The organism is Cedecea neteri NBRC 105707 = ATCC 33855 (assembly GCF_001571265.1).
In the GTDB taxonomy this organism is placed as follows: domain Bacteria; phylum Pseudomonadota; class Gammaproteobacteria; order Enterobacterales; family Enterobacteriaceae; genus Cedecea; species Cedecea neteri.
In genome coordinates, this window is sequence record NZ_BCTL01000039.1 from 22,801 (window position 1) to 47,759 (window position 24,959).

21 protein-coding genes are annotated in these 24,959 nt (G+C 56.5%); 11 read left to right on the forward strand and 10 right to left on the reverse strand.

The genetic code is table 11. The features are described 5' to 3' along the window. Window positions 1-73: 73 nt before the first annotated feature. Complete coding sequence (gene ynfM, locus CNE01S_RS16770) at window positions 74-1,324, reverse strand: multidrug efflux MFS transporter YnfM/SxtP(Kp) (RefSeq protein WP_061277427.1); 1,251 nt, start codon at window positions 1,322-1,324, stop codon at window positions 74-76. A 99-nt stretch (window positions 1,325-1,423) separates the two neighbouring features. Between ynfM and ynfL the strand changes: the two genes are divergently transcribed. The 3 genes from ynfL to bioD all read left to right on the forward strand — a co-directional run bounded on the left by ynfL (window position 1,424) and on the right by bioD (window position 4,487). Next, the gene (gene ynfL / locus CNE01S_RS16775; RefSeq protein ID WP_061277428.1) at window positions 1,424-2,326 is read left to right on the forward strand and encodes a multidrug efflux transcriptional activator YnfL/SxtR(Kp); all 903 of its coding nucleotides are present in this window, start codon (window positions 1,424-1,426) and stop codon (window positions 2,324-2,326) included. Between the two features lie 125 nt (window positions 2,327-2,451). Beyond that, entirely contained in the window at window positions 2,452-3,669 is a 1,218-nt protein-coding gene (gene mlc / locus CNE01S_RS16780) for a sugar metabolism global transcriptional regulator Mlc (RefSeq protein WP_061277429.1), read from the forward strand. A 122-nt stretch (window positions 3,670-3,791) separates the two neighbouring features. Further along, a complete protein-coding gene (gene bioD, locus CNE01S_RS16785; protein WP_061277430.1) occupies window positions 3,792-4,487 on the forward strand; it encodes a dethiobiotin synthase in 696 nt (231 codons plus the stop codon). Here bioD and clcB read toward each other — a convergent pair. The 8 genes from clcB to CNE01S_RS16825 all read right to left on the reverse strand — a co-directional run bounded on the left by clcB (window position 4,440) and on the right by CNE01S_RS16825 (window position 13,170). Next, window positions 4,440-5,732, reverse strand: coding sequence for a voltage-gated ClC-type chloride channel ClcB (gene clcB, locus CNE01S_RS16790; RefSeq protein WP_061277431.1), 1,293 nt, complete (start codon window positions 5,730-5,732; stop codon window positions 4,440-4,442). The two genes, bioD and clcB, sit on opposite strands and share 48 nt — an antisense overlap. Window positions 5,733-5,829: 97 nt before the next feature. Continuing rightward, window positions 5,830-6,975, reverse strand: coding sequence for an osmoprotectant ABC transporter ATP-binding protein OsmV (osmV, locus tag CNE01S_RS16795; RefSeq protein WP_061277432.1), 1,146 nt, complete (start codon window positions 6,973-6,975; stop codon window positions 5,830-5,832). A gap of 36 nt (window positions 6,976-7,011) precedes the next feature. Next, a complete protein-coding gene (gene osmW, locus CNE01S_RS16800) occupies window positions 7,012-7,650 on the reverse strand; it encodes an osmoprotectant ABC transporter permease OsmW (RefSeq protein WP_008459235.1) in 639 nt (212 codons plus the stop codon). A 9-nt stretch (window positions 7,651-7,659) separates the two neighbouring features. Then, a complete protein-coding gene (locus tag CNE01S_RS16805) occupies window positions 7,660-8,565 on the reverse strand; it encodes a glycine betaine ABC transporter substrate-binding protein (protein ID WP_061277433.1) in 906 nt (301 codons plus the stop codon). Window positions 8,566-8,583: 18 nt separating this feature from the next. After that, entirely contained in the window at window positions 8,584-9,300 is a 717-nt protein-coding gene (osmY, locus tag CNE01S_RS16810) for an osmoprotectant ABC transporter permease OsmY (protein ID WP_045782415.1), read from the reverse strand. Window positions 9,301-9,612: 312 nt separating this feature from the next. Beyond that, window positions 9,613-10,239, reverse strand: coding sequence for a Tat proofreading chaperone DmsD (gene dmsD / locus CNE01S_RS16815; protein ID WP_061277434.1), 627 nt, complete (start codon window positions 10,237-10,239; stop codon window positions 9,613-9,615). A gap of 13 nt (window positions 10,240-10,252) precedes the next feature. Further along, complete coding sequence (gene ynfE / locus CNE01S_RS16820) at window positions 10,253-12,694, reverse strand: selenate/tellurate reductase subunit YnfE (protein WP_061277435.1); 2,442 nt, start codon at window positions 12,692-12,694, stop codon at window positions 10,253-10,255. Between the two features lie 203 nt (window positions 12,695-12,897). Then, on the reverse strand, window positions 12,898-13,170 hold the full coding sequence (locus CNE01S_RS16825) for a DUF1161 domain-containing protein (RefSeq protein ID WP_061277436.1): 273 nt from the start codon (window positions 13,168-13,170) through the stop codon (window positions 12,898-12,900). 106 nt (window positions 13,171-13,276) lie between these two features. On the opposite strand from CNE01S_RS16825, the gene CNE01S_RS16830 reads away from it, so the two are divergent. The 7 genes from CNE01S_RS16830 to paaY all read left to right on the forward strand — a co-directional run bounded on the left by CNE01S_RS16830 (window position 13,277) and on the right by paaY (window position 19,918). Further along, window positions 13,277-13,987 carry a YnfC family lipoprotein gene (locus CNE01S_RS16830; RefSeq protein WP_061277437.1) on the forward strand — a complete coding sequence of 237 codons (711 nt, stop codon included), beginning with the start codon at window positions 13,277-13,279 and terminating at the stop codon, window positions 13,985-13,987. Between the two features lie 113 nt (window positions 13,988-14,100). Then, on the forward strand, window positions 14,101-15,519 hold the full coding sequence (locus CNE01S_RS16835; protein ID WP_061277438.1) for an ATP-binding protein: 1,419 nt from the start codon (window positions 14,101-14,103) through the stop codon (window positions 15,517-15,519). Beyond that, window positions 15,506-16,168, forward strand: coding sequence for a response regulator transcription factor (locus CNE01S_RS16840; RefSeq protein ID WP_061277439.1), 663 nt, complete (start codon window positions 15,506-15,508; stop codon window positions 16,166-16,168). Before CNE01S_RS16835 ends, CNE01S_RS16840 begins: the two co-directional genes overlap by 14 nt. Beyond that, the gene (locus CNE01S_RS16845; protein ID WP_061277440.1) at window positions 16,165-16,983 is read left to right on the forward strand and encodes a DUF2861 family protein; all 819 of its coding nucleotides are present in this window, start codon (window positions 16,165-16,167) and stop codon (window positions 16,981-16,983) included. The genes CNE01S_RS16840 and CNE01S_RS16845 overlap by 4 nt, the downstream gene beginning before the upstream one ends. A gap of 89 nt (window positions 16,984-17,072) precedes the next feature. Continuing rightward, a complete protein-coding gene (locus tag CNE01S_RS16850; protein ID WP_061277441.1) occupies window positions 17,073-18,260 on the forward strand; it encodes a glycoside hydrolase family 5 protein in 1,188 nt (395 codons plus the stop codon). A 126-nt stretch (window positions 18,261-18,386) separates the two neighbouring features. Then, on the forward strand, window positions 18,387-19,313 hold the full coding sequence (gene paaX, locus CNE01S_RS16855; protein WP_061277442.1) for a phenylacetic acid degradation operon negative regulatory protein PaaX: 927 nt from the start codon (window positions 18,387-18,389) through the stop codon (window positions 19,311-19,313). A gap of 14 nt (window positions 19,314-19,327) precedes the next feature. Beyond that, window positions 19,328-19,918, forward strand: a complete 591-nt coding sequence (gene paaY / locus CNE01S_RS16860; protein WP_061277443.1) for a phenylacetic acid degradation protein PaaY — start codon at window positions 19,328-19,330, stop codon at window positions 19,916-19,918. A 299-nt stretch (window positions 19,919-20,217) separates the two neighbouring features. Here paaY and azoR read toward each other — a convergent pair whose 3' ends face one another. Next, entirely contained in the window at window positions 20,218-20,823 is a 606-nt protein-coding gene (gene azoR, locus CNE01S_RS16865) for an FMN-dependent NADH-azoreductase (protein ID WP_008459208.1), read from the reverse strand. 213 nt (window positions 20,824-21,036) lie between these two features. Between azoR and hrpA the strand changes: the two genes are divergently transcribed. After that, complete coding sequence (gene hrpA / locus CNE01S_RS16870) at window positions 21,037-24,936, forward strand: ATP-dependent RNA helicase HrpA (RefSeq protein WP_061277444.1); 3,900 nt, start codon at window positions 21,037-21,039, stop codon at window positions 24,934-24,936. Window positions 24,937-24,959: the final 23 nt, after the last annotated feature.

The window sequence follows — 24,959 nt, forward strand, 5'->3', positions numbered from 1 at the left end:
TGGCCTCGTGAACAGGTTGTTAACGCCAAAGAAAATAGCATTAAGCTTACCTGAACACGAGAGTGGCAACAGGTTAGTGAGCCTTATGATGCAAACGAGAAGCGACTAGCAGGGCTACCAGCAGCAGCGAGCCGATAAACGCCGCCACGCCGTTCCAGCCAAACTGGTGCCAGAACACGCCGCCGAGAGTACCCGCGAGGCTGGAACCGAGGTAATAGCTGAACAAATACAGCGACGAGGCCTGGCCTTTGGCCCGGCGCGCGCGTGGCCCAATCCAGCTGCTTGCCACCGAGTGGGCGGCAAAGAAACCGGCGGAGAACAGTAGCATCCCGGCAAAAATGACCATAAGGGAGGAGAAAACGGTCAGCGTCAGGCCAAGGAACATAATGGCCGTGAAGCCAATCAGCACCGGCCCACGGCCATATTTAGCGGTCATTGCGCCTGCTTTCGGTGAACTCCATGTCCCGGTCAGGTAGGCGACGGAAAGCAGGCCCACCACCGCCTGACTCAGAAACCACGGGGCCTCCATCATGCGATAGCCAATGTAGTTAAAGAGGGTGACAAATGCCCCCATTAGCAGAAAGCCTTCGGCAAATAGCAGCGGCAGGCCCTGGTCCCGCCAGTGCAGACGGAAGTTAATAAACAGCGTTTTGGGCCGCAGGCTGGAGGCGCGAAAATGCTGAGACTGCGGCAAAATCTTCCAGAACATCAGCGCTGAGGCGAGGGCAAAACAGCCGATAGCCGCGACGGCTACGCGCCAGGTAAAGAAGTCGGTGAGCACCCCGGTTATCAGGCGGCCGCTCATCCCGCCGATCGAGTTCCCACTGATGTACAAGCCCATCGAAAACGCCACCACGCTGGGGTGCATTTCCTCGCTGAGATAAGTCATGCCCACGGCCGCGACGCCGCTGAGTGAAAGGCCGATGAGCGCGCGCATAATCAAAATGCCGTGCCAACTGGTCATCAACGTTGACAGTAACGTGCAGCAGGAAGCCAGCAGCAGCGCCGTGACCATCACCTGTTTACGGCCAATGGCGTCCGAAAGCGGGCCGGTAAACAGCAGGCCGATAGCCAGCATGGCGGTTGAAACCGAGAGTGAGATGCTGCTGCTTGCCGGGCTGACGCCAAACTCATGGGAGAGCACCGGTAAAATAGGCTGCACGCAATAGAGCAGGGCAAAGGTCGCCAACCCGGCGGAAAACAGCGCCAGCGTGACGCGCATAAACTGAGGAGTACCACGTTTGATATAGCTGACAGAAGGGGCAGACCGGCTTTCGTCAACATCCTCTGTCGGGGCTGTGCTGACGGTAGTTGTACGACTCAAGGGAAATCCTTACGCAGGTGTTAACTTATTTTTTACAGAGTAGAAAAGTGTAAATGTTCTGTCTAATATATTAATAATCTCAAATGATACTTTAAACATATGAATATAGAGTTACGTCATCTGCGCTATTTCATCGCCGTTGCCGAAGAGCTGCATTTTGGTCGAGCCGCCGCGAGGCTGCGGATCTCCCAGCCCCCCCTTAGCCAGCAAATTCAGATCCTTGAAGAGCAAATTGGCGCTCGGCTGCTGGCGCGGACGAACCGCAGCGTTAACCTCACCGCGGCGGGTCAGCAGTTTCTCACCGACGCCAGGCAAATTCTCGGACAGGTGGATGCCGCTGCCGCGCGCGCTGGACGTCTGCATCAGGGGGAAACAGGCGAACTGCGCATTGGTTTTACCTCCTCCGCGCCATTTATTAAAGCAGTTTCAGACAGCCTGTCCCGCTTTCGCAAGCGTTACCCTGACGTGCATCTCCAGATGCGTGAGGTGAACACCCGCGAGCAAATTGCCCCTCTGAATGAGGGCGAGCTTGAGCTGGGGCTGATGCGTAATACGCGCCTGCCGGATACCCTGAACTGGACGCTTATCCTGCGCGAACCGCTTTTAGCGATGGTGCATCGCGATCATCCGCTGGCCAGCAGCGGTTCGGTATCGCTGAAACAGCTTGCTCAGGAGCCGTTTGTATTCTTTGACCCGCACGTAGGCACCGGGCTGTACGACGACATTATTGGGCTGCTTCGCCGCTATAACATCGTGCCGTTCATCACTCAGGAAGTTGGCGAGGCAATGACCATCATTGGGTTAGTGTCCGCCGGGCTGGGGGTTTCCATCCTGCCGGCTTCGTTCCAACGTATTCGCCTGAGCGATGTTGTATGGCTACCTATTGACGAACCAGAAGCGCAGTCTGAGCTATGGCTAGTCTGGCCGAAGCATCGGGAATTATCTGCGGCGGCGAAGCGTATCTCGGCGCTGTTAACCGAGGCCTCCTGGGCGTTAAAATAGGACCAATGTGGCGGGATTATGTGCGGTAAATCACATCCCTACCTAAATATTTGACGACCCCGCTGCAAGTGTTTCACCATAGCCTAAAAGTTTATTTCGAAGCGCGAAAATAAAGGGAGTACCACGTGGTTGCTGATAGTCAACCGGGCCATATCGATCAAATTAAACAAACCAATGCTGGCGTTGTTTATCGCTTGATTGATACCCACGGTCCGGTGTCGCGAATCGATCTTTCCCGCCTGGCGCAATTGGCTCCGGCCAGTATCACCAAGATTGTGCGGGAAATGCTTGAGGCGCATCTGGTACAGGAAACGGAGATTCAGGACCCCGGCAGCCGTGGCCGCCCTGCGGTGGGCTTAATGCTGGAAACAGAAGCCTGGCATTACCTCTCGATTCGCCTGAGCCGGGGTGAGATTTCCCTCGGCCTGCGCGATCTCAGCAGTAAGCTGGTGGTAGAAGACACCGTAGACCTGCCGACGGACGACCCGCAGCCTTTGCTGGAACGCATTGTCTTTCAGGTCGATCAATTCTTTATTCGCCATCAGCAAAAGCTTGAGCGCCTCACCGCCATTGCTATTACGCTGCCGGGCATTATTGACACCGTTGGCGGCGTTATTCACCGTATGCCGTTCTATGATGTCTGCGATATGCCGCTGGGTGAAGCGCTGGGCAACCGCACCGGCGTGCCGGTGTTTATTCAGCATGACATTAGCGCATGGACCATGGCCGAAGGGCTGTTTGGCGCCTCTCAGGGGGCGAGGGATGTTATCCAGGTGGTGATTGACCACAACGTCGGCGCCGGCGTTATCACCGACGGGCGTCTGCTGCACGCTGGCAGCAGTAGTCTGGTGGAAATTGGCCACACGCAGGTCGACCCCTACGGTAAACGCTGCTACTGCGGGAATCACGGCTGCCTTGAAACCATTGCCAGCGTGGAAAGCGTGCTGGAGCTGGCGCAGCAGCGTATGAGCCAGTCAATGGGCTCGATGCTGCACGGTCAACCGCTGAGTGTGGAATCCCTGTGCGACGCAGCGTTAAGCGGAGATCTGCTGGCGAAAGATATTATTATCGGCGTCGGGCAAAACGTGGGCCGCATCCTGGCTATTATGGTTAACCTGTTTAATCCGCAAAAAATTCTTATCGGTTCACCACTTAACCGTGCTGCGGCAATCCTTCACCCTGCGATAACCGACTGTATTCGTCAGCAAGCATTGCCCGCCTACAGTAGCCACACGGTGGTGGAAGGTACGCAGTTTGATAATCGCGGTACCATGGCCGGCGCTGCGCTGGTAAAAGATGCAATGTATAACGGCTCTTTATTAATTCGTCTGCTGCAGGGCTAGTCTTCGGCCCTGATTCACCAAAAATTGCGCTATCTCAATCTGGCTACAGCGCCATTCTTTTAGACTTCCCGGGTTAATTTTTCTCTTTACTTATATGGCTAGCATTACCTCGGGAGACAGTCATGCTTAAGCGTTTCTTTATAACAGGTACCGATACTGCCGTAGGGAAGACGGTGGTTTCACGAGCCTTGCTGCAGGCGTTGTCGGCCAGCGGGAAAAGCGTCGTCGGTTACAAACCGGTCGCTAAGGGCAGTAAAGAGACGCCAGAGGGGCTGCGCAACAGGGATGCGTTGGTACTGCAAAGCGTCTCGACGATCAAACTGCCCTATGAAGCCATTAACCCCATTGCGCTCAGCGAAGAAGAGAGCAGCATCAGCCATCACGGGCCGATTAACTATTCGCTGCTGTCGAGCGGGCTGCAAAGGCTTTCCGACCAAATGGACCACGTCGTGGTGGAAGGCACGGGCGGCTGGCGTAGCCTGATGAACGATCTGCGTCCGCTGTCGGACTGGGTTGTTCAGGAACAGTTGCCGGTGCTGCTGGTGGTGGGGATCCAGGAAGGGTGCATTAACCATGCGTTGCTGACGGCGCAGGCCATTGCCAACGACGGGCTGCCGTTTATTGGCTGGGTGGCGAACCGCATCAACCCGGGCCTGGCGCATTACGCGGAAATCATTGACGTGTTAAGCAAAAAACTGCCGGGGCCGTTGGTGGGCGAGCTGCCGTATCTGCCCCGGGCCGAACAGCGCGAGTTGGGGGCGTATATCGACCTAACCCGGCTGCGTAGCGCCCTGACGGTAGACCGACTGCGGGCGTAGCCAACGCGAAAGCGTTGAGGCAATCACGCAGGTCAGCAGCAGGCCGGGGAGCAGCGTAAATTCCCCGGTCATTTCACAAATCATCAGCGTCGCCATAATCGGTGCATGCGTAGTAGCCGCCAGTAAAGACGCCATTCCCGTTAGCCCCAGCAGAATCATCAGCGGTTCGCCGCCTCCCCAAAGCCCGCAAATCTGCCCAAACAGCATGCCCAGCGCCGCGCCCATAAACAACGTTGGCGTAAAGACGCCGCCCGGTGCTCCGGAGCCGCTGCTTGCCATCACCGCCAGCAGCTTGCACAGCAATACGCCAGCCACAAACAGCAGCGCGGGCGGGCTGGAAAGAAACGACTGCACCACGCTGTAGCCGTTGCCCCAGGCGGTTGGCGTCACCAGCGAAAGCAGGCCGACAATCAGGCCGCCGAGCGCCAGCTGTAACGGAGGAGACAGCTTAAGTCCGCGAAACAGGGCGCTGCTTTTGGCCAGCAGCCACAGCATGAGTGGCCCGGCGACACCCGCCGTTAACCCGAGCAGCGCCATTAGCCCATAATGAGAAGGCTGCGGGGGATCAAGAAGCGTCACAATGTACAGCGGAGTCTGCCCGCCGTTGAGCAAATGCGTCATCAGCAGGGCGCTGACGGCGGCAATCACCACCGGCCCCAGCGAGGCAAGCATCAGCGAGCCAAATAAAATTTCCGCGATAAACAGGCTGCCCGCCAGCGGCGCATGGTAGGCGCTGGCCATCCCGGCGGCGGCCCCACAGGCCACCCACAGCTTCCACTCTTTGTTAGGGGTAAAGCGCTGGGCAAACAGCGACGCAAAAACCGTGGCCAACAGAATCATCGCCCCTTCACGGCCGATGGCGCTGCCGCTTGCCACGACGATCAGCGAAGCGGCGGATTTTACCAGGCTGGATGGCACGTCCAGGCGACCATCGCCGGTTTCGATGGCTTCCATATAATCGGTGGGGGCAGAAGGGCGCTGGCGGGTTGCTCTCTGCCAGCTCCACAGCAGTAACCCGGCCAGCAGGCCGCCTGCCGCAGGCGTTAACACGCGTCGCCATGGGGCGAGCGCGGATGCCGCCGCAACAAGGCTGCCGCCGTGGTCGCCCAGGAAGGCGTTTTCCAGCAGATACATAGCCTGGCGAAACAGCCAGACAACCAGCGCGGAGGCCAGGCCAATAAAGACCGCAATCACCAGCCGGCGAAGCATTTCTCTGATGTCAGGAAAGGCATGTAAACGGTGCATAGCGCAAAAGGTAGCGGGGGAATGGCGCTATTGTGGGGGAGAACGTCGCTAAGCTCAAAAGGAAAATGCGCCACCGGGAGGCAGCGCATTAAGTTGATTAACTCTGCTGAATATTCAGCGCCCGGCGCGTTCGGCCCGAGCTGAGATAATCGGCAATATAATCCTGTGAAATTTCCCCGCTGTAGCGACCCTCTTCATCGGTGATCGGCATCCAGACCATGTTGTGCTCATAGAGTTTAGAAAGCACGATGCGCAGGTTTTCCTCTGCGCGACCTGTGACGCGGAACGGGTGAAGGAGATCGGTACATGTGCCCGTCGCGCCTCGCGCTTCACGTCGCTTAACGAAGCCCAGCGGCTTACCTCCAGCATCAACGACGGTGATGGATCGCATGTCGTTGTCGTCCATAGTGGTAAACGCTTCGGCCAGCGGCGTGGATTCACGAGCCGTAATGGTCGGCTGCTGGTCGGTCACATCCCCGGCCTGTACCAACAGGAGGCGCTTCAGCGTGCGGTCCTGGCCGACAAACGACCCGACAAAGTCATTGGCCGGTTTCGCCAGCAGCTCGTCCGGGCTGGCGCACTGGACGATTTTGCCCTGGCGGAAGACCGCAATCCGGTCGCCCAGCTTTAGCGCCTCGTCGATATCATGGCTGACCAGCATCACCGTTTTCTTCAACTGGCGCTGCATCTCCAGAAACTCGTTCTGAATAGTTTCACGGTTAATCGGGTCAACCGCGCCAAACGGTTCATCCATCAGCAGCACCGGAGGATCTGCCGCCAGGGCGCGGATCACCCCGATACGCTGCTGCTGGCCGCCGGACATTTCGCGCGGATAGCGGTTGAGGAAGCGGTTAGGGTCGAGGGCGACCATGCTCATCAACTCCTGGGCGCGCGCTTTACAGCGGGCTTTGTCCCAGCCCAGCATGCGCGGCACCACGGTAATGTTTTCTTCGATCGTCATGTTCGGGAACAGGCCGATTTGCTGAATAACGTAGCCGATATTGCGGCGCAGGGTGACGGTATCCAGGTCGTTGGTGTCCTGACCGTTGATTAAAATCTTACCGCCGGTGGGTTTTATCAGGCGGTTGATCATTTTCAGGGTGGTGGTTTTACCGCAGCCGGAAGGGCCAAGCAGCACACACATTTCGCCTTCGGGAACGTTCAGACTAATGTTGTCGACGGCGTTAAAAGTCTGGCCGTTTTTCTGCACAAATTGTCGCGTGAGATTTTCAAGTTTTATCATTATTAACTCTCCTTTGAATACGGCTTCACGGCGGGGTTACCATTTAGTGAAATGCAGCTGCAGGCGATGCAGCAGCCAGTCGAGCACGATGGCTAACAGGCAGATCATCACCGCCCCGGCAATCAGCATGCGGATATCACTCCCGCCGATGCCGTTCAGCAGCAGCAAGCCCAGGCCGCCCGCGCCAATAACGGCGGCAATCGCCATGACGCCAATGTTCATCACTACTGCGGTACGGATCCCACCAAAAATCACCGGCAGCGCCATGGGAATTTCTACCCAGCGCAAGCGTTGCCAAAAGGTCATGCCGATGCCGCGTCCGGCTTCACGTAGCCCCGGCGGCAGGCTGTCCAGCGCGGTGTGGGTGTTGCGCACAATCGGCAGCAGGGAGTAGAGGAATACCGCCGTGACGGCAGGCACCACGCCAATACCCTGACCAATCAGCGAAAACAGCGGGATCATCAGGCCAAACAGCGCCACGGACGGAATGGTGAGCAAAATCGTGGCAAAGCCCAGAATTGGCGTAGCGAGCCATTTATGGCGCACGATAAGAATGCCCAGCGGCACGCCGATCAGGATTGCGAGGCCGACGGCGATCAGCACCAGCCACAGATGATGCAGGGTGAGGGAACCAATATACCCTGCGTTATCAATCATATAATGTAACGTTTCCATGATGCCTCCTCAGAGCAAGCCTTTCTGCTGCAGGAATTCACGGGCGACCTGCTGCGGGGTTTCATGGTCGATATCAACTTTAGCGTTCAGGGTTGTTATCACCTCATTGTTCAGCTCGGACGAAAGGGTGTTCAGCGCCTCCTCAAGCCCCGGATGCGAGTCCAGCACGTCTTTACGTACGACGGGCGTGACAGCGTAACTAGGGAAAAAGCCCTTATCGTCCACCAGCGCTTTCAGGTCAAAGCCCTTCATACGGCCGTCGGTGGTGTAGATCAGACCTGCATCGACAAAACCGTCGCGGATGGCGTTATAGACAAGGCCGGGGTCCATCTGGCGGATCTGCGGGCGGTCCAGCGGCATATTGTAAACCTGCTGCAGCGGCTTCAGGCCGTCGCTGCGCCCGGCAAACTCCAGGTCCAGGCCCAGCATCCAGTTATGTTTCGGATCGGTTTGGCGAATATGTTCGATGCGCTCCACCAGCTGTGACATCGTGGTGATGCCTTCTTTTTCTGCCCGTTCGCGCTTCATGGCGAAGGCGTAGGTGTTGTTCATCTCTGCCGGTTTAAGCCAGACGAGGCCAAGCTTAGCGTCCAGTTTTTTGACCGTGTTGTACGACTCTTCCGGCGTCATTCGCTTATTAATGTGGTTGAAGATAATCAGCGAGGTGCCGGTGTACTCCCAGGTCATATCAATCTGTTTATTGATCATCGCATTGCGGGAAATCACCGTGGCAATGTTGGTCTGCGGCGTCACCTGAAAGCCTTTTTTAGCCAGATACTGCGTGGTCATGGCCGACAAAATATGCTGTTCGGTAAAGCTTTTGGTTGCCAGAATCAGCGGTGCGGCCTGGGCCTGCGAGGCGATAAGGGATGCCGCGGCAAACGCCGTTATCAGCATTCGTGAAAGCAGTCTCATAAACGCTCCTTATTGTTGTTATTGGGCTGTGTGGGGACTGAGGACCCGGCCCAGGCTGGCAAGCGCCAGGTCCAGAATCAGGGCAAACAGGGCCGTTGCCACGGCGCCGAGTATGAGCGTTGGGAAGTCATTCAGGTAAATCCCCGGGAAGATAAGCTCGCCGTAGCTGCTCGCGCCGATAAGAAAGGCCAGCGGCGCCGTACCGACGTTGATTGCGGTGGCAATGCGTACGCCGGAAAGAATCACCGGCCAGGCGTTAGGGATTTCTACCTGGCGCAGCCGCTGCATTTTGGTCATGCCAATCCCGTTGGCGGCTTCGATAAGTGACGCCGGAACGCTGCAAAGCCCGGCATAGGTATTGCGCACGATGGGTAGCAGCGAGGCGAGGAACAGGGCGATGATGGCCGGCTTATCGCCGATGCCGATGATCACCATCGCCAGCGCCAGTACCGCAAGCGGCGGCAGCGTATTGCCAATGTTGAAGATTTGCATGACGTACTCTGCCCAGCGGCGGGCCGCAGGTCGGCTGAGTAAAATGCCGCTGGGAATACCGACCAGCAGGGCGAGCGCCATCGAGCTGAAGACCAGAATCAAGTGTTGCTGCCCGAGGTAGAGTAAATCGACCTGGCGGGCTTTAAGGGTGTCGAGGCCGATGCCCCAAACCAGTAGACCGAGCACTAAAAAAAGCGCAAGCAGTCCGAGCAGGAACCGTGTTGCGAAGGATGCGTTTTGCATTGCAGTGTGTCTCCCTGGGTGCACGCGTTATCGTCGCCGGAGGGGCGGCCTGTTGTTATGCCATGTGTCGGCAGGGTGTCTGGAGCTATAGCAACGCAGCGGGAAGGATTCCAGTTTAGGGGACAATTAAGGGGCTAATGATTTACTAGATAAAGTAATGCTCAGGCCTTATGGCTTCTGGCCTGTGGAGGAAAAGTAAAGATTTGTCTTAAAAATGTTAACGTAAGGTGACGTTGTCACATTTGGTGGGGGCAGAAATCCCCGTTTTATCAGGAAACCGGACGCGTCCGGCTTCCTGAAAGCCCAGGATTCTTAGAAATGCAGCTCTTTGCTGGCGACAGGCATCAACATGCCGTTTTGCCAGCCCGAGAGGGTCAGTTTTGCAAGCCCGCCCAGGCCACGATAGAAATCATTCGCCGCGTTTTCGGTAAACAGACTCAGATAACGTTCGGCCCAGGGCAGCAGATGCCAGGCCAGTAGCTCATCAAGCTGCTGCCGCAGCCCCTGGTCGGCAAGCCAGGCCGCGAGCATCAGCATTAAGCCAAAATGATCTTCAGGTTCGTTTTGTTCCGTCTGCGGGGCAAAGCCTTGTTCACGCATCCACTGGCGAAGCTCCAGCATCGAGTCGCCAAACAACACGTTTTCTTTATCGAGATAAACCGAACCCCACGGCGGGGCCGGAAGCGCATAAGGGCCGATAAACAAGCGCTGGAACTCTTCGTTTACCGACGTGTTCTGGTCTGCCAGGCCCGCAGCCATCAGTGGCGCAACCAGCGCCAGCGTCGGGGTCTGGAATGGCCATTCGCTCACCCAGTCCGGTGCGGCAAGCATCGCCATCAGCGAGGCACTGTCTGGATGGTCAGGGGCATGATAAAACAGGGCTCCGAGCACCCGGCCGCTAAGGGCTACCGCCGACAGGCGTTGTTGTTCAGAGGTCATGACTGATTCCTTCTTAGATCTTTTTAATCTCAACGAGATTGGTGTGCTGCGGGTTGCCTTTTGCCAGCGGCGAAGGGCGGTGCGTGGTCAGCGTATTAATGCAGGCGCCGTGGTCAATGCGGTCGCCGTTCATGTCGGCGTCGTGCCAGGCCCCCTGGCCCATCGCGGCAACGCCCGGCATAATGCGCGGGGTGACTTTCGCCTCAATATGCACTTCACCGCGTCCGTTGAACACGCTGACTTTGTCGCCGTTGGCAATGCCGCGACGTTTGGCGTCGAGCGGGTTAATCCAGACCTCCTGACGTGCGGCGGCCTGCAGGACGTCGATGTTGCCGTAGGTTGAGTGAGTTCTGGATTTGTAGTGGAAACCAAACAGCTGGAGAGGGAATTCGCCGCGCTGCGGAGAGTCCCAGCCTTCAAACGTTGAGGCATACACCGGCAGCGGGCTGATGGTTTCGTCTTTTTCGAGCTCCCAAGTGGCGGCGATATCGGCCAATTTGCTGGAATAGATTTCAATTTTCCCGGACGGCGTTTTGAGTGGGTTAGCCTGAGGATCTTCACGGAATTTTTTGTAAGCCACAAAATGACCAGCCGGATCTTTACGCTTGTAAATGCCCATCGCTCGCAGTTCCTCATAGGAAGGCAGCGCCGGATCTTTTGCCAGCATTTTCGCGTACAGGTATTGCAGCCACTCGCGCTGGGTTCTGCCTTCCGTAAAGGCCTGATGCACCTCATCACCCAGGCGTTTTGCAACCTCGCTCATCATCCAGTAGATAGGCTTGCGCTCAAACTTAGGCGCGGTGGCGGGCTGGATGAAAATCAGGTAGCCCATATTGCCCGCGTAATCGTTAGGAATGATGTCCTCCTGCTCGACGGTCATCAGGTCCGGCAGCAGGATATCGGCGTATTTCGCCGAAGAAGTCATAAAGTTCTCGATCACCACAATCATTTCGCACTGTTTATCGTCCTGCAAAATGGCGTGGGTTTTATTGATGTCGGAATGCTGGTTAATTATCGTGTTGCCGGCATAGTTCCAGATGAACTTGATCGGCACGTCCAGCTTCTCTTTCCCGCGTACGCCGTCTCGTTTTGCCGTCATTTCGGGGCCGCGAGTGATAGCGTCCGTCCAGCTAAAGCAGGAGATCTGCGTTTTTACCGGGTTTTCCAGCACCGGCATACGCTCAATGGTGATGGTATAGGTGGATTCACGCGCGCCGCTGTTACCGCCGTTAATCCCTACGTTACCGGTCAGGATCGGCAGCATAGCGATGGCGCGTGAGGTCAGCTCGCCGTTAGCCTGGCGCTGCGGGCCCCAGCCCTGGGCAATATAGGCTGGTTTTGTACCGGCAATCTCACGCGCCAGCTTGATGATTCTGTCAGCAGGAATGCCGGTAATGGCGGAGGCCCACTGCGGCGTTTTCTCTATCCTGTCGTCGCCTTCGCCCAGAATATAGGCCTTATAGTGGCCGTTACGCGGGGCATCGGCAGGCAGGGCTGTCTCGTCATAGCCGACGCAGTATTTATCCAGGAAGGGCCGATCGACCAGATTTTCGCTAATCATTACGTGGGCGAGGCCCGCCACAAGCGCCGCGTCAGTGCCGGGGCGAATGGGGATCCATTCATCTTCACGACCTGCGGCGGTGTCGGTGTAGCGCGGGTCGATAACGATCATTCTGGCGTTTGAGCGCTCGCGGGCTTGCTCAAGGTAATAGGTGATGCCGCCGCCGCTCATGCGTGTTTCCGCCGGATTATTGCCAAACAGAACGACCAGCTTGCTGTTTTCGATATCCGACGTGCTGTTACCGTCATTGCTGCCGTAGGTGTACGGCATTGCGCAGGCGATTTGGGCGGTACTGTAGGTGCCGTAATGGCTCAGAAAACCGCCGTAGCAGTTCATCAGCCTGGCGACCAGCGAGGCGTATGGGGAAGAGCGGGTAATGTTCCCGCCGACCACGCCGGAAGAGTAGTTAATGTAAACCGCTTCGTTGCCGTATTTTTCGACGGTTTGTTTCAGGCTGGCGCTAACGATATCCAGCGCTTCGTCCCAGCTGATACGCTCAAATTTACCTTCGCCCCGTTTGCCCACGCGCTTCATCGGGTAATTCAGGCGTTCTGGATGGTTGATCCTGCGGCGAATAGAGCGCCCACGCAGGCAGGCGCGAACCTGGTGATCGCCATAGGTGTCCAGCCCGGTATTGTCTGTTTCTACCCAGTAAACCTCTTCGTCGCGAACGTGCAGCCGTAGGGCGCAGCGGCTGCCACAGTTGACCGAACAGGCGCCCCAGACAACTTTGTCTTTGCTTTCCGGAGACAGGGCGTCAGCGACCGCGGCTGCCGCGCTACGCATGCCAAAAGGCAGTGAAATGCCGCCAGCGGCGAGCGCAAGGCCGCCAATTGCAGAAGATTTTACCAGGCTGCGGCGGCTGATCCCGCCTGGATGATTGAGGTTCGACATCGCTCTCTCCATGACTTTTTGTCGTGTGGAAGACGTTATTATTTATGTTTTTGAGTTTTGGTGATTGCTGAGGCTGCCCGTCAGAGGGCGCCGGGGGAGAGTGTTACTTAATTAGGGGTAGGCGTTATTAACGTCAGTCAAAGTTGCGGCAGTTGAGGCAAATTAGATGAAGGAAAGCAGGGTGCCTTGCACCCTGACTTCGATTATTGCGCTTCATTTTCCGGCGCAGCACCGCCCGCGATGCGGGTATAAACGATTTTTTGCGTGTCGTTAGCACAGTGGCCGACGACCTGGCCGCCGGCTTTGTCTGCCTGATCGTTCGGCACAATAGTGAGCGAGAAGCCTGACTCAGGCACACCGTTATTGATAATTTTCTGCTGAATGTCCGCTTTCACCTTTTCGCAGCTGCCCTGTGCGGCTAACGCCGGTGCGGCAGCAATCAGCAGTATCGTACTTAACCAAACGGTACGTTTCATCATCTCTTCCTTATGTTGAGTTGAACGTTAAGAATAGCGCTTTTAGTGTAAAGTGTTGTATTTGCTTATATCATGTTATGACATAAAAACAGGAGAGCGGCAAAACGTGAAGAAAATCATTACCCTCGGTGCGCTGGTTTTGAGCCTTGTTGGCTGCGATAACTCGACGTCGCCGCAGGCGTACACGCCGGAAATGGCCAGTTTTTCTAACGAATTCGATTTTGATCCCATGCGCGGCCCGGTAAAGGATTTTAGCCAGACGCTGATGAACGAGAAAGGACAGGTTTTGAAAAGGGTCAGCGGTACGCTGTCGAAAGAAGGCTGCTTCGATACTCTGGAATTTCACGATCTGGAGAACAACAGCGGGGCATCGCTGACTCTCGATGCAAACTACTATATTGATGCCGTCAGCCTTGAAAAACGCGTCCGCCTGCAGGGGAAATGCCAGCTTGCCGAGCTGCCTGCCGCGGGCATCAGCTATGATACCGACGACAACGATTTTGTGACCACCGCCAAAGGCAAAGATGTGTTGGTAACCTACAAGTACGACGGCGAAGGCTATCCGCTAGGGAAAATCACCAAATCGAAAGACAGCGAACTTGCCATCGTGGCGAAAGCGGGTGTCGATAAAAAGAAAAAGCTGGATTACAGCGCGACGACCAGCCTGAACGGCAAAATTATCGGTGTTGCAAAGCAAAGCTGTGATTATGACGGCCATTTCAACTCGCTGTCCTGCGATCTGGAAATGACGGATGATTCCGTCACGCCGCCAAAGGTGGATCATTACACCATTAAAAATACGGTGGAGTATTATTGAGTATGCCGCGGTATTACGAAGATTGAAGCCACTTTCTCTCTTCGTAATCTTTTGACAACCACCTGACGCAGAGCTACAACCTTGCCATCCTCTACTGACTAAGGTTCTCCTCCGTGGTCCAGCGTCTCTCGCGCAATTTACGTTTAGCGTTATTTTACCTGTGCGTCAGCGGCTGGCTGCCCGCAGCTGCAGGACGCGGCGTGGATCTCACTGAGCAGATAGCTAAGTTTAACGCGGCGTTAAGCCAGGCGCCCCCTGCGGCGCAGGTCTCGCTGCAAACCCTGCAACAGCTAGATGCTACGCTGCTCAAGCCCGAATCCATGTATCCACAGTTTCAGGTCTGGTCGTTGCCGGAACTCACGGAGTTTTACCACCTGGACAAGCGCTGTGCCAGCGAGATCGGGTTATCGGCCGCAGTGAAATCATTCATTGCGGCTTTATGCCAGCCGAATATACCTTCTGCAGCCTGGTTGGCCGCAAATCCTCTCTATCCGCTGGGGGGAAGCAGTGCCTGGCAGTATATCTTGCGCCATCCGGGGGCGGCGGTCGCGCTAAAAAACTCGCTACATGTGCGGGAGAGACCGAACGATCTGGCGGGTATAGGGACGCTGTCTGATGACAATCTTGAGGCGTTGCTGGCGGGGCAACACTGGCTGCTGCAAAACGGCCAGCTCTGGCGATTCAGCCAGCAGCACTGGAGGCGTTATGAGGCGCAGGCCTGGCAGCCGTTGGCCCGGCAGTCCGGCATCGAACTCGTGAATGCAGGAGGGCGCTGCGATTTGCGCGCAGGGGCGCTGTGCGTCAATGTTCGTGAAGGGTACCGCGATATCTGGCGTTGGCTTTTTGGCCTGCTGGCGTTGTTTACCGCCACGGGGCTGGCATGGATGGCGTGGCAGCGACGCCTGCTGCGCGAGCGTCAGCGGTTTATCACGCAAATGCTGACCCACGAACTGCGTACGCCTATCGCCCAACTGAGCAACGTTGTCGAACATTTTCGTCGCGACTTCGACCAGCTGCCGGAAGGGGCCCAACTTAATTTTGTGGCCCTTGCCGACACGCTGCAGCGTATGCGTCAGATGGCCGAAACCAGTAAACACTACCTGATAGCGGAGCATCAGCGGGAAACGCTGGAAACGCCCACTCAGATACAGCTCCGCGACTGGCTCGATCACCTTTGTGAGAATCGGGACGGGCTGACTTACTGCCTGGACGAAAACGTGACCGTGGGCGTTTCGCTCTACTGGAGCAGCCTGTGCCTGACAAATTTACTGGATAATGCGTTCCGCCACGGCGATCCTCCCGTCCATCTGACGGTGCGTAAAAGCAAAACGCACCTGATTTTTCAGATAGCCGATAGCGGAAACGTAGCCCAAAACCCGCTGAGGATTACCCGCCGTTTGCGCTGGTCAAACAGCAATCTTGGCCTGGGCCTGACCATTGTTCAGCGCGTTGCTCGTCGTCTTAACGGCAGGTTGACGTTCAGCGCCGCGCCAACCACTTTTACCCTGGAGTTGCCGTATGATCCCGAATAAAGCGCATTCTTTATTGCTCATTGAGGACGATACCGCGCTGGGCGAAGGGCTGGCGGAATTCTTACAGCAGGAGGGATTCCACTGCCGCTGGTTGCGAAGCAGTGAGCATGTCCTCGACCATTGGTATCAGGCGGATTTGGCTATTCTCGACCGCCAGCTTCCGGAGGGCGACAGCCTCCGGCTTTTACCTCAGTGGCTGGCAAAAAAAGCCCTGCCGGTGATCGTGCTGACGGCAAAGGTGAGCGTTGAAGAGCGGGTGGCGGGGCTTGAGGCCGGGGCCAGGGACTACCTGAGCAAGCCCTTTGCCCACGTTGAGCTGCTGGCAAGGATCCGGGCTCAGCTTCGCCCGTTAGGGGATGGCCTGCTGATTTGCGGGGAGCTCAGCTTACTTCCGGCGCGGCAGGTAGCGAACTGGCAGCAGAAAGAGGTTGCACTGACAGCAACAGAGTTTGCGCTGCTGGCAATGCTAATGCAGATGGTCGGGCGCGTATTTACCCGGGATGAACTGCTTAATCAGGTCTGGGGCTATCAACATTTTCCGTCGACCCGGACGGTTGATACCCATATTCTGCAATTACGGCAAAAGCTTCCTGGCCTGCCTATTGCGAGCGTGCGTGGCATTGGTTATCGGCTGGAGCTAGCGGAATGAAGCTGCCCCTGTTAGCTCTGCTGATCGTCTCCTCGTTCAGCGTCTGCGCAACATTGCCCCAAACGCCGCTGGAGCCCGTATATCATCAGCTGTTTAACCAGCGAAATGACCTTGCCAACAGCCAACTCATGGATGCCTGGCCCCGGCTGAACAGCGAGGCACAGCGGCAGGCCTGGAAAGAGGCGCTTGATGCGGTGATCAGCCGGCAATGTGGCAAAGATCTTTCTACGGCAGTCCCTGCGTGGCTGGACGACTTAACGCTGACGTTGATGCAGCGTGATATGCCGCTTAACCGCATTTATCGCATTACACTTAGCGGAAAGAGCCCCCGGCATGACCTGAACGTTAGCCTGATGCTGCCGGATGGCAGAAAAGCGTTCGCCACAATGCCGGTGCAGTATGAAGCGGAAGGTGCATTTCGGGTCGAAAGCGAAGAGTTTACTCAGCCGCTGAGCGAAGGGGTTTATGTGCTGACCGTGTCGGGCGGCGGGCAACAATGGCGGCAGCCTCTGGCGCTACAGGGCGTTGGCGGATTAACGCAGATCCAGCTTCAGGATCGTGCCATCACGCTCCATACACCGCAGGTGGCACCGGCTTGCCCCAGGCCCTGGCTTGAACAATCGCTGCTTAATCGTAGCGACTACAACCAGATTTGGTGGGCAAAAAACGATCGTCTGAGGCTGGTGCCGTGGCCTTCGAAGCCAGTCGACAGCGTATGGGCCACGGTTGCCATCGTCAGCGCTGAAAATCGGGGAAGCATGGCGGTAAGAACCGAGCACCGCCTCGCGGGTCCGCTGGCGACGATGAAAAACTAATGCCTGCAACGTTATCCTGACATTCCTCTGACAATCGATGCCCGCTGACCGGCAATACTGCTGCCTCTTTCGTTATTGAGGTATTTGCCATGAAACTCAAAGCACTTTTGGCGGGGCTGACGTTTATCTCTACTTCCGCCTTTGCCGTGGACAGCATCGCCTTCTGGGACTCGCCGCAGCACGGCGGTAACAGTTTTAACCGCCTGCCGCCCGATCAGGCCTATTTCACCGCTCTCAAAGGCTACGGTGCCAGTTGGGTACGGCTTTCGTGGGACAAATGGCAGCCGGAACAGCGTGATTTTTTGTTGGGCAATGCCGACCATTATCAGGGGCTGATGGCGCAGGATCTGCACACGCTCAAAGAGACGCTGGCGCGTGCACACGCCGCCGGGCTTAAAGTGGTGATTACGCCGCTTTCGCTGCCCGGTATGCGCTGGGCGCAAAACAATAATGGCCGGTTTGATGACCGGCTGTGGCAGGATAAACGTTACTGGCAGCAAAGCGCACAGTTCTGGCGCGATCTGGCCAGCCAGCTAAAAGATAACCCGGCAATTGCCGCCTATAACCTGATTAATGAGCCTGCACCAGAGAAGCGGGCCGGCCTGCCGGAACATGCTTCGCAGGATGAAATGAAAGCCTGGTACAAAACGCATCAGGGCACGGCCAGAGATTTGCCTGAGTTCTATCAAACGGTGATCAAAGCGATTCGTGAAGTGGATAAGACGACGCCCATCATGGTGGATAGCGGCTGGTATGCCGCCGCCGACAGTTTTAGCTACTGGCCTTCAGCCCTGGGCGACAATCGCGTGCTCTACAGCTTCCATATGTACGAACCCTACGACGCGACCAGTGCACCCAACCTTAAACGCCTGAAGCCCTATGCCTATCCCGGCGCCGTCCCTTTCGGCGGCAAACAGGAAAAATGGAACGGTGAACGCGTGGCCGGCTATTTGCAGCAGCCGTTCTGGTGGGCTAAGCAACGTGGCGTGGCGCAGAATCGCATGGTGGCCGGGGAGTTTGGCTGTATGCGTCAGCTGGCCGGGTGCCGTCAGTACCTCGAGGATGTTCTCAGCGCGCTGGATAAAACGCAGGCGCACTGGGCATTCTACAGCTTTCGCGAAGACGCCTGGGACGGCATGGATTATGAACTGGGACAAGGTAAAGTGCCCTGGTCGTACTGGCAGGCGATGGATGAACATAAGCCGGACACGTTACCTCGTCATGCCACGCCCGAGTTTGAGCCGATTAGCCGTCGTCTGGGGCCGACGGTACGTTGAATTATCTGTTACGCCACAGCGATGAATCTCAAATTTTTTGAATCATAATTGCCAATTCAATGTGGGGCGTCCGCTTTATTATGCTATGTTTTTTCTCTGAAATTCCCATAGCGGCAATGAGGCAGGATGAGCAGTAAACTCGACACTTTTATTCAGCAGGCCGTCAGCGCGGTGCCCATCAGCGGCACGTCGCTGATTGTCTCTTTGTACGGCGATGCGCTGGCTCATCGCGGCGGCGAAATCTGGCTGGGTAGCCTGGCGGCGATGCTGGAGCCTTTGGGATTCGGCGAGCGTTTTGTGCGCACGTCGCTTTTTCGCCTCAATAAAGAGGGCTGGCTGGACGTGGAGCGAGTGGGGCGCCGCAGTTTTTATCGCCTGACCGATATGGGCCAGAGGATGACCCGCCGCGCCGAGTCGAAAATTTATCGCGCCGGGCAGCCAGCCTGGGACGGGAAATGGCTGCTGCTGCTTTCCGAAGGGCTGGAAAAAACTACGCTGCAACAGGTGAAAAAGCAGCTTATCTGGCAGGGCTTTGGGGCGCTTGCGCCGAACCTGATGGCTTCGCCCTCGCAAAACCTCGCGGACATCCAAAGCCTGCTGCATGAGGCGGGCGTCGCTGAACAGGTCATCTGTTTTGAGGCTGAATCCCCGCTGCAAACGTCCCGTGCTGCGCTGAGATCCCGCGTGGAAGAATGCTGGTTGCTGACCGACAAAAATGAACGTTACGCTGAATTTATCAACTCTTTTCGTCCGCTTCTGCCGCTGCTGCGCGAGGCGGGAAGCGATGAGCTAACGCCGCAGCGCTGTTTCCAGATTCAGTTGCTGCTGATCCACTTCTACCGCCGCGTCGTGCTGAAAGATCCGCTGCTGCCGGATGAACTATTGCCGCCGCACTGGCTGGGGCAGAACGCCCGCCAGCTGTGTATCAATATCTATCAGCGGGTCGCCGCCGGGGCGCTTACCTACGTTAGCGAACTGGGTGAAACCTCGGTGGGCGATTTGCCCGCTCCGGTAAGCGGTTACCAAAAGCGATTCGGTGGACTCACCCCCTAAAATAAGGAACCCGTATGTCCATTTATCAGATTGATGGCCTCACGCCGGTCGTCCCGGAAGACAGCTATGTTCACCCGACAGCGGTGCTGATCGGCGACGTTATTCTTGGGCACCGCGTCTACATCGGCCCCAATGCCAGCCTGCGCGGGGATTTTGGGCGGATTATCGTCGAAGACGGGGCGAATGTGCAGGATAACTGCGTGATGCACGGTTTTCCTGAGCAGGATACCGTTGTCGAGCAGGACGGCCACATCGGCCACGGCGCTATTCTGCACGGCTGCCGTATTGGCAAAAATGCGCTGGTGGGCATGAACGCGGTGATCTTGGACGGAGCACAAATTGGTGAAAATTCGATTGTCGGCGCAGCGGCTTTTGTTAAAGGCAAAGCGGAATTTCCGGCGAATACGATGATAATCGGCAGCCCGGCGAAAGCGATACGCGAATTACGGCCTGAAGAGCTGGCCTGGAAGAAACAGGGCACGAAGGAGTACCAGGATTTAGTGATTCGCTGCCAGCAGACGATGCATCAGGTTGAGCCGCTGCGGGAGGTTGAGGCGGGGCGTAAACGTCTGGTGTTTGAGGATTTGCATCAGCCTAAGCGGTAAAGTGACCCTCTCCCCGGAGGTTATCTCTGCTAGATATTTTCCTTTCAAATCTGGGAGGTATCTTTCGCTCCGCAGTTATTCCGTTCACCCATAGATCTGTTTTCCCTGCACGTTCAGAAACGGTGAGCGTGTCCGGGGTCTCGGGGGAATGACGGTGATTCTCCCGAGACGTTCACCGGTACAATGGTGACATGTGAAGCAAGACTGGAAGTGAACGGAACCTTGGCCAGTCCTTCATAGAGCATATTTGTGACTAAGAGACAGTCCAGAGTGAGGGCCAGCCACTCCGGGAACAAATCTTACGCAGCAACGATGCTGTCGATAGCCGCTTTCGCGTCAGTCTGTGCTTTAGCCGCCACTTCCGGGCCGTAACCAAAACCTTCAGCAAACACGTAGTTCACGTCGGTGATCCCGATGAAGCCCAGGAACACATTCAGGTAAGGCACCAGCAGGTCGGTTGGGGTGTCTTTGTGGATCCCACCGCGGCTGGTCACAACCAGGGCACGTTTACCGGTCACCAGGCCTTCAGGGCCTTTCTCGGTGTAGCGGAAAGTCACGCCAGCACGAGCCACCAGGTCGAAGTAGTTCTTCAACTGGGTAGGGATGTTGAAGTTATACATTGGCGCGTTGAACACAATCACGTCGTGTGCTTTCAGTTCGGCAATCAGCTCATCAGACAGCGCCAGAGCTTCCTGCTGGCGTGGCGTCAGTGCCGCATCGGAAGGGCGCAGAGCACCGACAAGTTCGCCATCCAGCACTGGAATTGGGTTTGCCGCCAGGTCACGAACGGTGATTTCGTCAGCGCTGTGTTTCTCACGCCATTGTTCAACAAAATAGTCGGACAGCTGGTTGGACTGAGAGTAACCTGCCAGGATGCTGGATTTCAGAACTAATACTTTGCTCATGGAGTGATTCCTTAGTGTTTGGTCAGTGGGACAGTGCGCCCGTTCGTTAGGACTTACTGTATTCACAATCCGATTACAGAGATAGCGCAATATATCGAACCCTATATTCGAATTTATTGAACAAGGCGCTAAAAACCGGGGTGTGGTAAAATAGCTGAAATCAACGCCGTGACTTATCCGGTTGTGCCCGGTAGCGAAATAACGATAGATAAAATGGAAATGACAAAACCCTCGCTGTCCTCTTTGTTTGCCCGTCTTGACGGGCTGATGCTTCGCGACAGACAACGCTTTTCTCGCCGTCTTCACGGTGCGAAGAAAATTAAAAACGCTGACTCTCAGCAGGCCTTATTCGACACGCTGGCCGCAGAAATAGACGCCGCGGCAGGTAAAGTGCTGCTGCGTGAGGCCGCGCGTCCGGCGATTACCTATCCTGAAAACCTGCCCGTTAGCCAGAAAAAACAGGACATTCTGAACGCCGTGCGCGACCACCAGGTGGTGATCGTGGCAGGTGAAACCGGCTCAGGTAAAACCACCCAGCTGCCAAAAATTTGTATGGAGCTGGGGCGCGGTGTTAAAGGGTTGATTGGACACACTCAACCTCGCCGTCTGGCGGCACGTACCGTGGCTAACCGTATTGCGGAAGAGCTGCAAACCGAACCCGGCGGCTGCGTAGGCTATAAGGTACGTTTCTCCGACCACGTCGGCGACAACACGATGGTTAAGCTGATGACGGACGGGATCCTGCTGGCGGAAATTCAGCAGGACAGGCTGCTGATGCAGTACGACACCATCATCATCGATGAAGCCCACGAACGTAGCCTGAATATCGATTTCCTGCTGGGCTATCTGCGCGAACTGCTGCCGAAACGGCCCGATCTTAAAATCATTATTACCTCAGCGACCATCGACCCGGAGCGCTTCTCGCGCCACTTTAACAACGCGCCGATTATCGAAGTTTCTGGCCGTACTTATCCGGTGGAAGTGCGCTACCGCCCGATGGTGGAAGACAACGATGATACCGACCGCGATCAGCTGCAGGCGATTTTCGATGCCGTTGACGAGCTTGGTCATGAAAGCGCGGGCGATATCCTGATCTTCATGAGCGGCGAGCGTGAAATTCGCGACACCGCTGATGCGCTAACTAAGCTCAACCTGCCGCATACGGAAATTCTGCCGCTCTATGCTCGCCTGTCGAACAGCGAGCAGAACCGCGTTTTCCAGGCCCACGTCGGGCGGCGTATTGTGCTGGCGACCAACGTGGCGGAAACCTCGCTGACCGTGCCGGGCATTAAGTACGTTATCGACCCCGGCACGGCGCGCATCAGTCGCTATAGCTACCGGACAAAAGTCCAGCGCCTGCCGATTGAGCCGGTTTCTCAGGCTTCTGCCAACCAGCGTAAAGGCCGCTGCGGCCGCGTGTCGGAAGGGATCTGTATCCGTCTTTATTCCGAAGATGATTTCCTCTCTCGCCCGGAATTTACCGACCCGGAAATTCTGCGCACCAACCTGGCGTCGGTCATTTTGCAAATGACGGCGCTAGGGTTGGGGGATATTCAGGCGTTTCCGTTCGTTGAGGCGCCGGATAAACGCAACATCCAGGACGGTGTCCGCCTTCTGGAAGAGTTGGGCGCCATTACCAGCGACGAAGATCATAGCGTTTATAAACTGACGCCATCTGGTCGCCAGCTTTCACAACTGCCTGTCGATCCGCGCCTCGCCAAAATGGTGCTGGAAGCACAGAAATTTGGCTGCGTGCGTGAGGTGATGATCATTACTTCTGCGCTGTCGATTCAGGATCCGCGTGAGCGCCCGATGGACAAGCAGCAGGCGTCGGACGAGAAGCATCGCCGATTCCACGATAAAGAGTCGGACTTCCTGGCCTACGTGAACCTGTGGAACTACCTCGGCGAGCAGCAAAAGGCGCTCTCTTCGAATCAGTTCCGCCGCCAGTGCAAGCTGGACTTCCTCAACTACCTGCGAGTGCGCGAATGGCAGGATATTTACACCCAGCTGCGCCAGGTGGTGAAAGAGCTTGGCCTGCCGGTGAACAGCGAACCGGGTGACTTCCGCTCGGTGCATTCGGCGCTGCTGACCGGGCTACTGTCCCACATCGGGCAAAAGGACACGGAAAAGCAGGAGTACACCGGGGCGCGGAACGCTCGTTTCTCCATCTTCCCAGGCTCCGGCTTATTTAAAAAGCCGCCGAAGTGGACGATGGTGGCCGAGCTGGTGGAGACCAGCCGCCTGTGGGGCCGCATTGCTGCCCGGATCGACCCGGAGTGGATTGAGCCGCTGGCGCAGCACCTGATTAAGCGTTCGTACAGCGAACCGCACTGGGAGAAAGCCCAGGGCGCGGTAATGGCGCAGGAAAAAGTGACCCTTTATGGCCTGCCGATTGTGGCGGCGCGTAAAGTGAATTACAGCGATATCGATCCGGCGCTGTGCCGCGAGCTGTTTATTCGTCATGCGCTGGTCGAGGGCGACTGGCAAACCCGCCACGCGTTCTTCCGCGACAACCTCAAGCTGCGGGCAGAAATAGAAGATCTGGAGCATAAGTCCCGCCGCCGCGACATCCTGGTGGATGACGAAACGCTGTTTGAGTTTTATGACCAGCGCATTGCCCATGATGTGATTTCCGCGCGTCACTTCGACAACTGGTGGAAAAAGACCAGCCGCGAAACGCCGGATCTGCTGAATTTTGAAAAAAATATGCTGATCAGGGAAGGCGCGGAGCAGGTCAGCAAGCTGGACTACCCGAACTTCTGGCACCAGGGCAACCTCAAACTGCGGCTGACCTATCAGTTTGAGCCTGGCGCGGACGCCGACGGCGTAACGGTGCACATCCCGCTGCCGCTGCTGAACCAGGTTGAAGAGTCTGGTTTTGAGTGGCAAATTCCCGGCGTGCGGCGTGAACTGATTATCGCCCTGATCAAATCTCTGCCGAAGCCGGTGCGCCGCAACTTTGTACCAGCCCCTAACTATGCGGAAGCGTTTTTAGGCCGGGCCACGCCTCTGGAACTGCCGCTGCTGGATAGCCTGGAGCGTGAATTCCGCCGCATGGCGGGTATCAGCATTGACCGGGAAGACTGGCACTGGGATCAGGTGCCCGATCACCTGAAAATGACCTTCCGCGTGGTGGACGAGCACAACAAGAAGCTGAAAGAGGGTAAAGACCTCAGTGAGCTAAAAGGCGGGCTGAAGGATAAAGTGCAGCAGACGCTTTCCGCCGTGGCGGATGACGGCATCGAGCAGAGCGGGCTGCACATCTGGAGTTTTGGTTCGCTGCCGGAAAGCTATGAGCAGAAACGCGGCAATTACCGGATGAAGGCTTTCCCGGCGCTGGTGGATGAAAAAGAGAGCGTGGCGATTAAGCTCTTTGATAACCCGCTTGAGCAGCAGCAGGCGATGTGGCGCGGGCTGCGCCGTCTGCTATTGCTGAACATCCCGTCGCCGGTGAAATACCTGCACGAAAAACTGCCGAACAAAGCCAAGCTGGGACTCTACTTTAACCCGTATGGCAAGGTGCTGGAGCTGATCGACGACTGCATTTCCTGCGGTATTGATAAGCTGATTGCGCAAAACGGCGGGCCGGTCTGGAGCGAAGAAGGATTTGCCGTGCTGCATGAAAAAGTACGTGCAGAACTAAACGACACGGTGGTTGAGATTGCCAAACAGGTCGAGCAGATCCTCACGGCGGTGTTTAACATCAACAAACGGCTGAAAGGACGCGTGGACATGTCCATGGCGCTTGGCCTGTCGGATGTTAAGGCGCAGATGAACGGCCTGGTTTACCGAGGTTTTGTCACCGGCAACGGCTATAAGCGCCTCAGCGACACGCTGCGTTACCTACAGGCTATCGAGAAACGGCTGGAAAAAATGGCTATCGATCCGCACCGCGACCGTGCACAAATGCTGAAAGTGGAAAGCGTGCAGCAGGCATGGCAGCAGTGGTTGAACAAGCTGCCGCCGGCCAGTCGCGAAAACGAAGAGGTGCAGGAGATCCGCTGGATGATAGAAGAGCTGCGCGTCAGCTATTTTGCTCAGCAGTTGGGAACCCCGTACCCGATTTCCGATAAGCGTATTTTGCAGGCGATGGAACAGGTAGCACTCTGATACCACCCCCTTTCCAGTGGAAA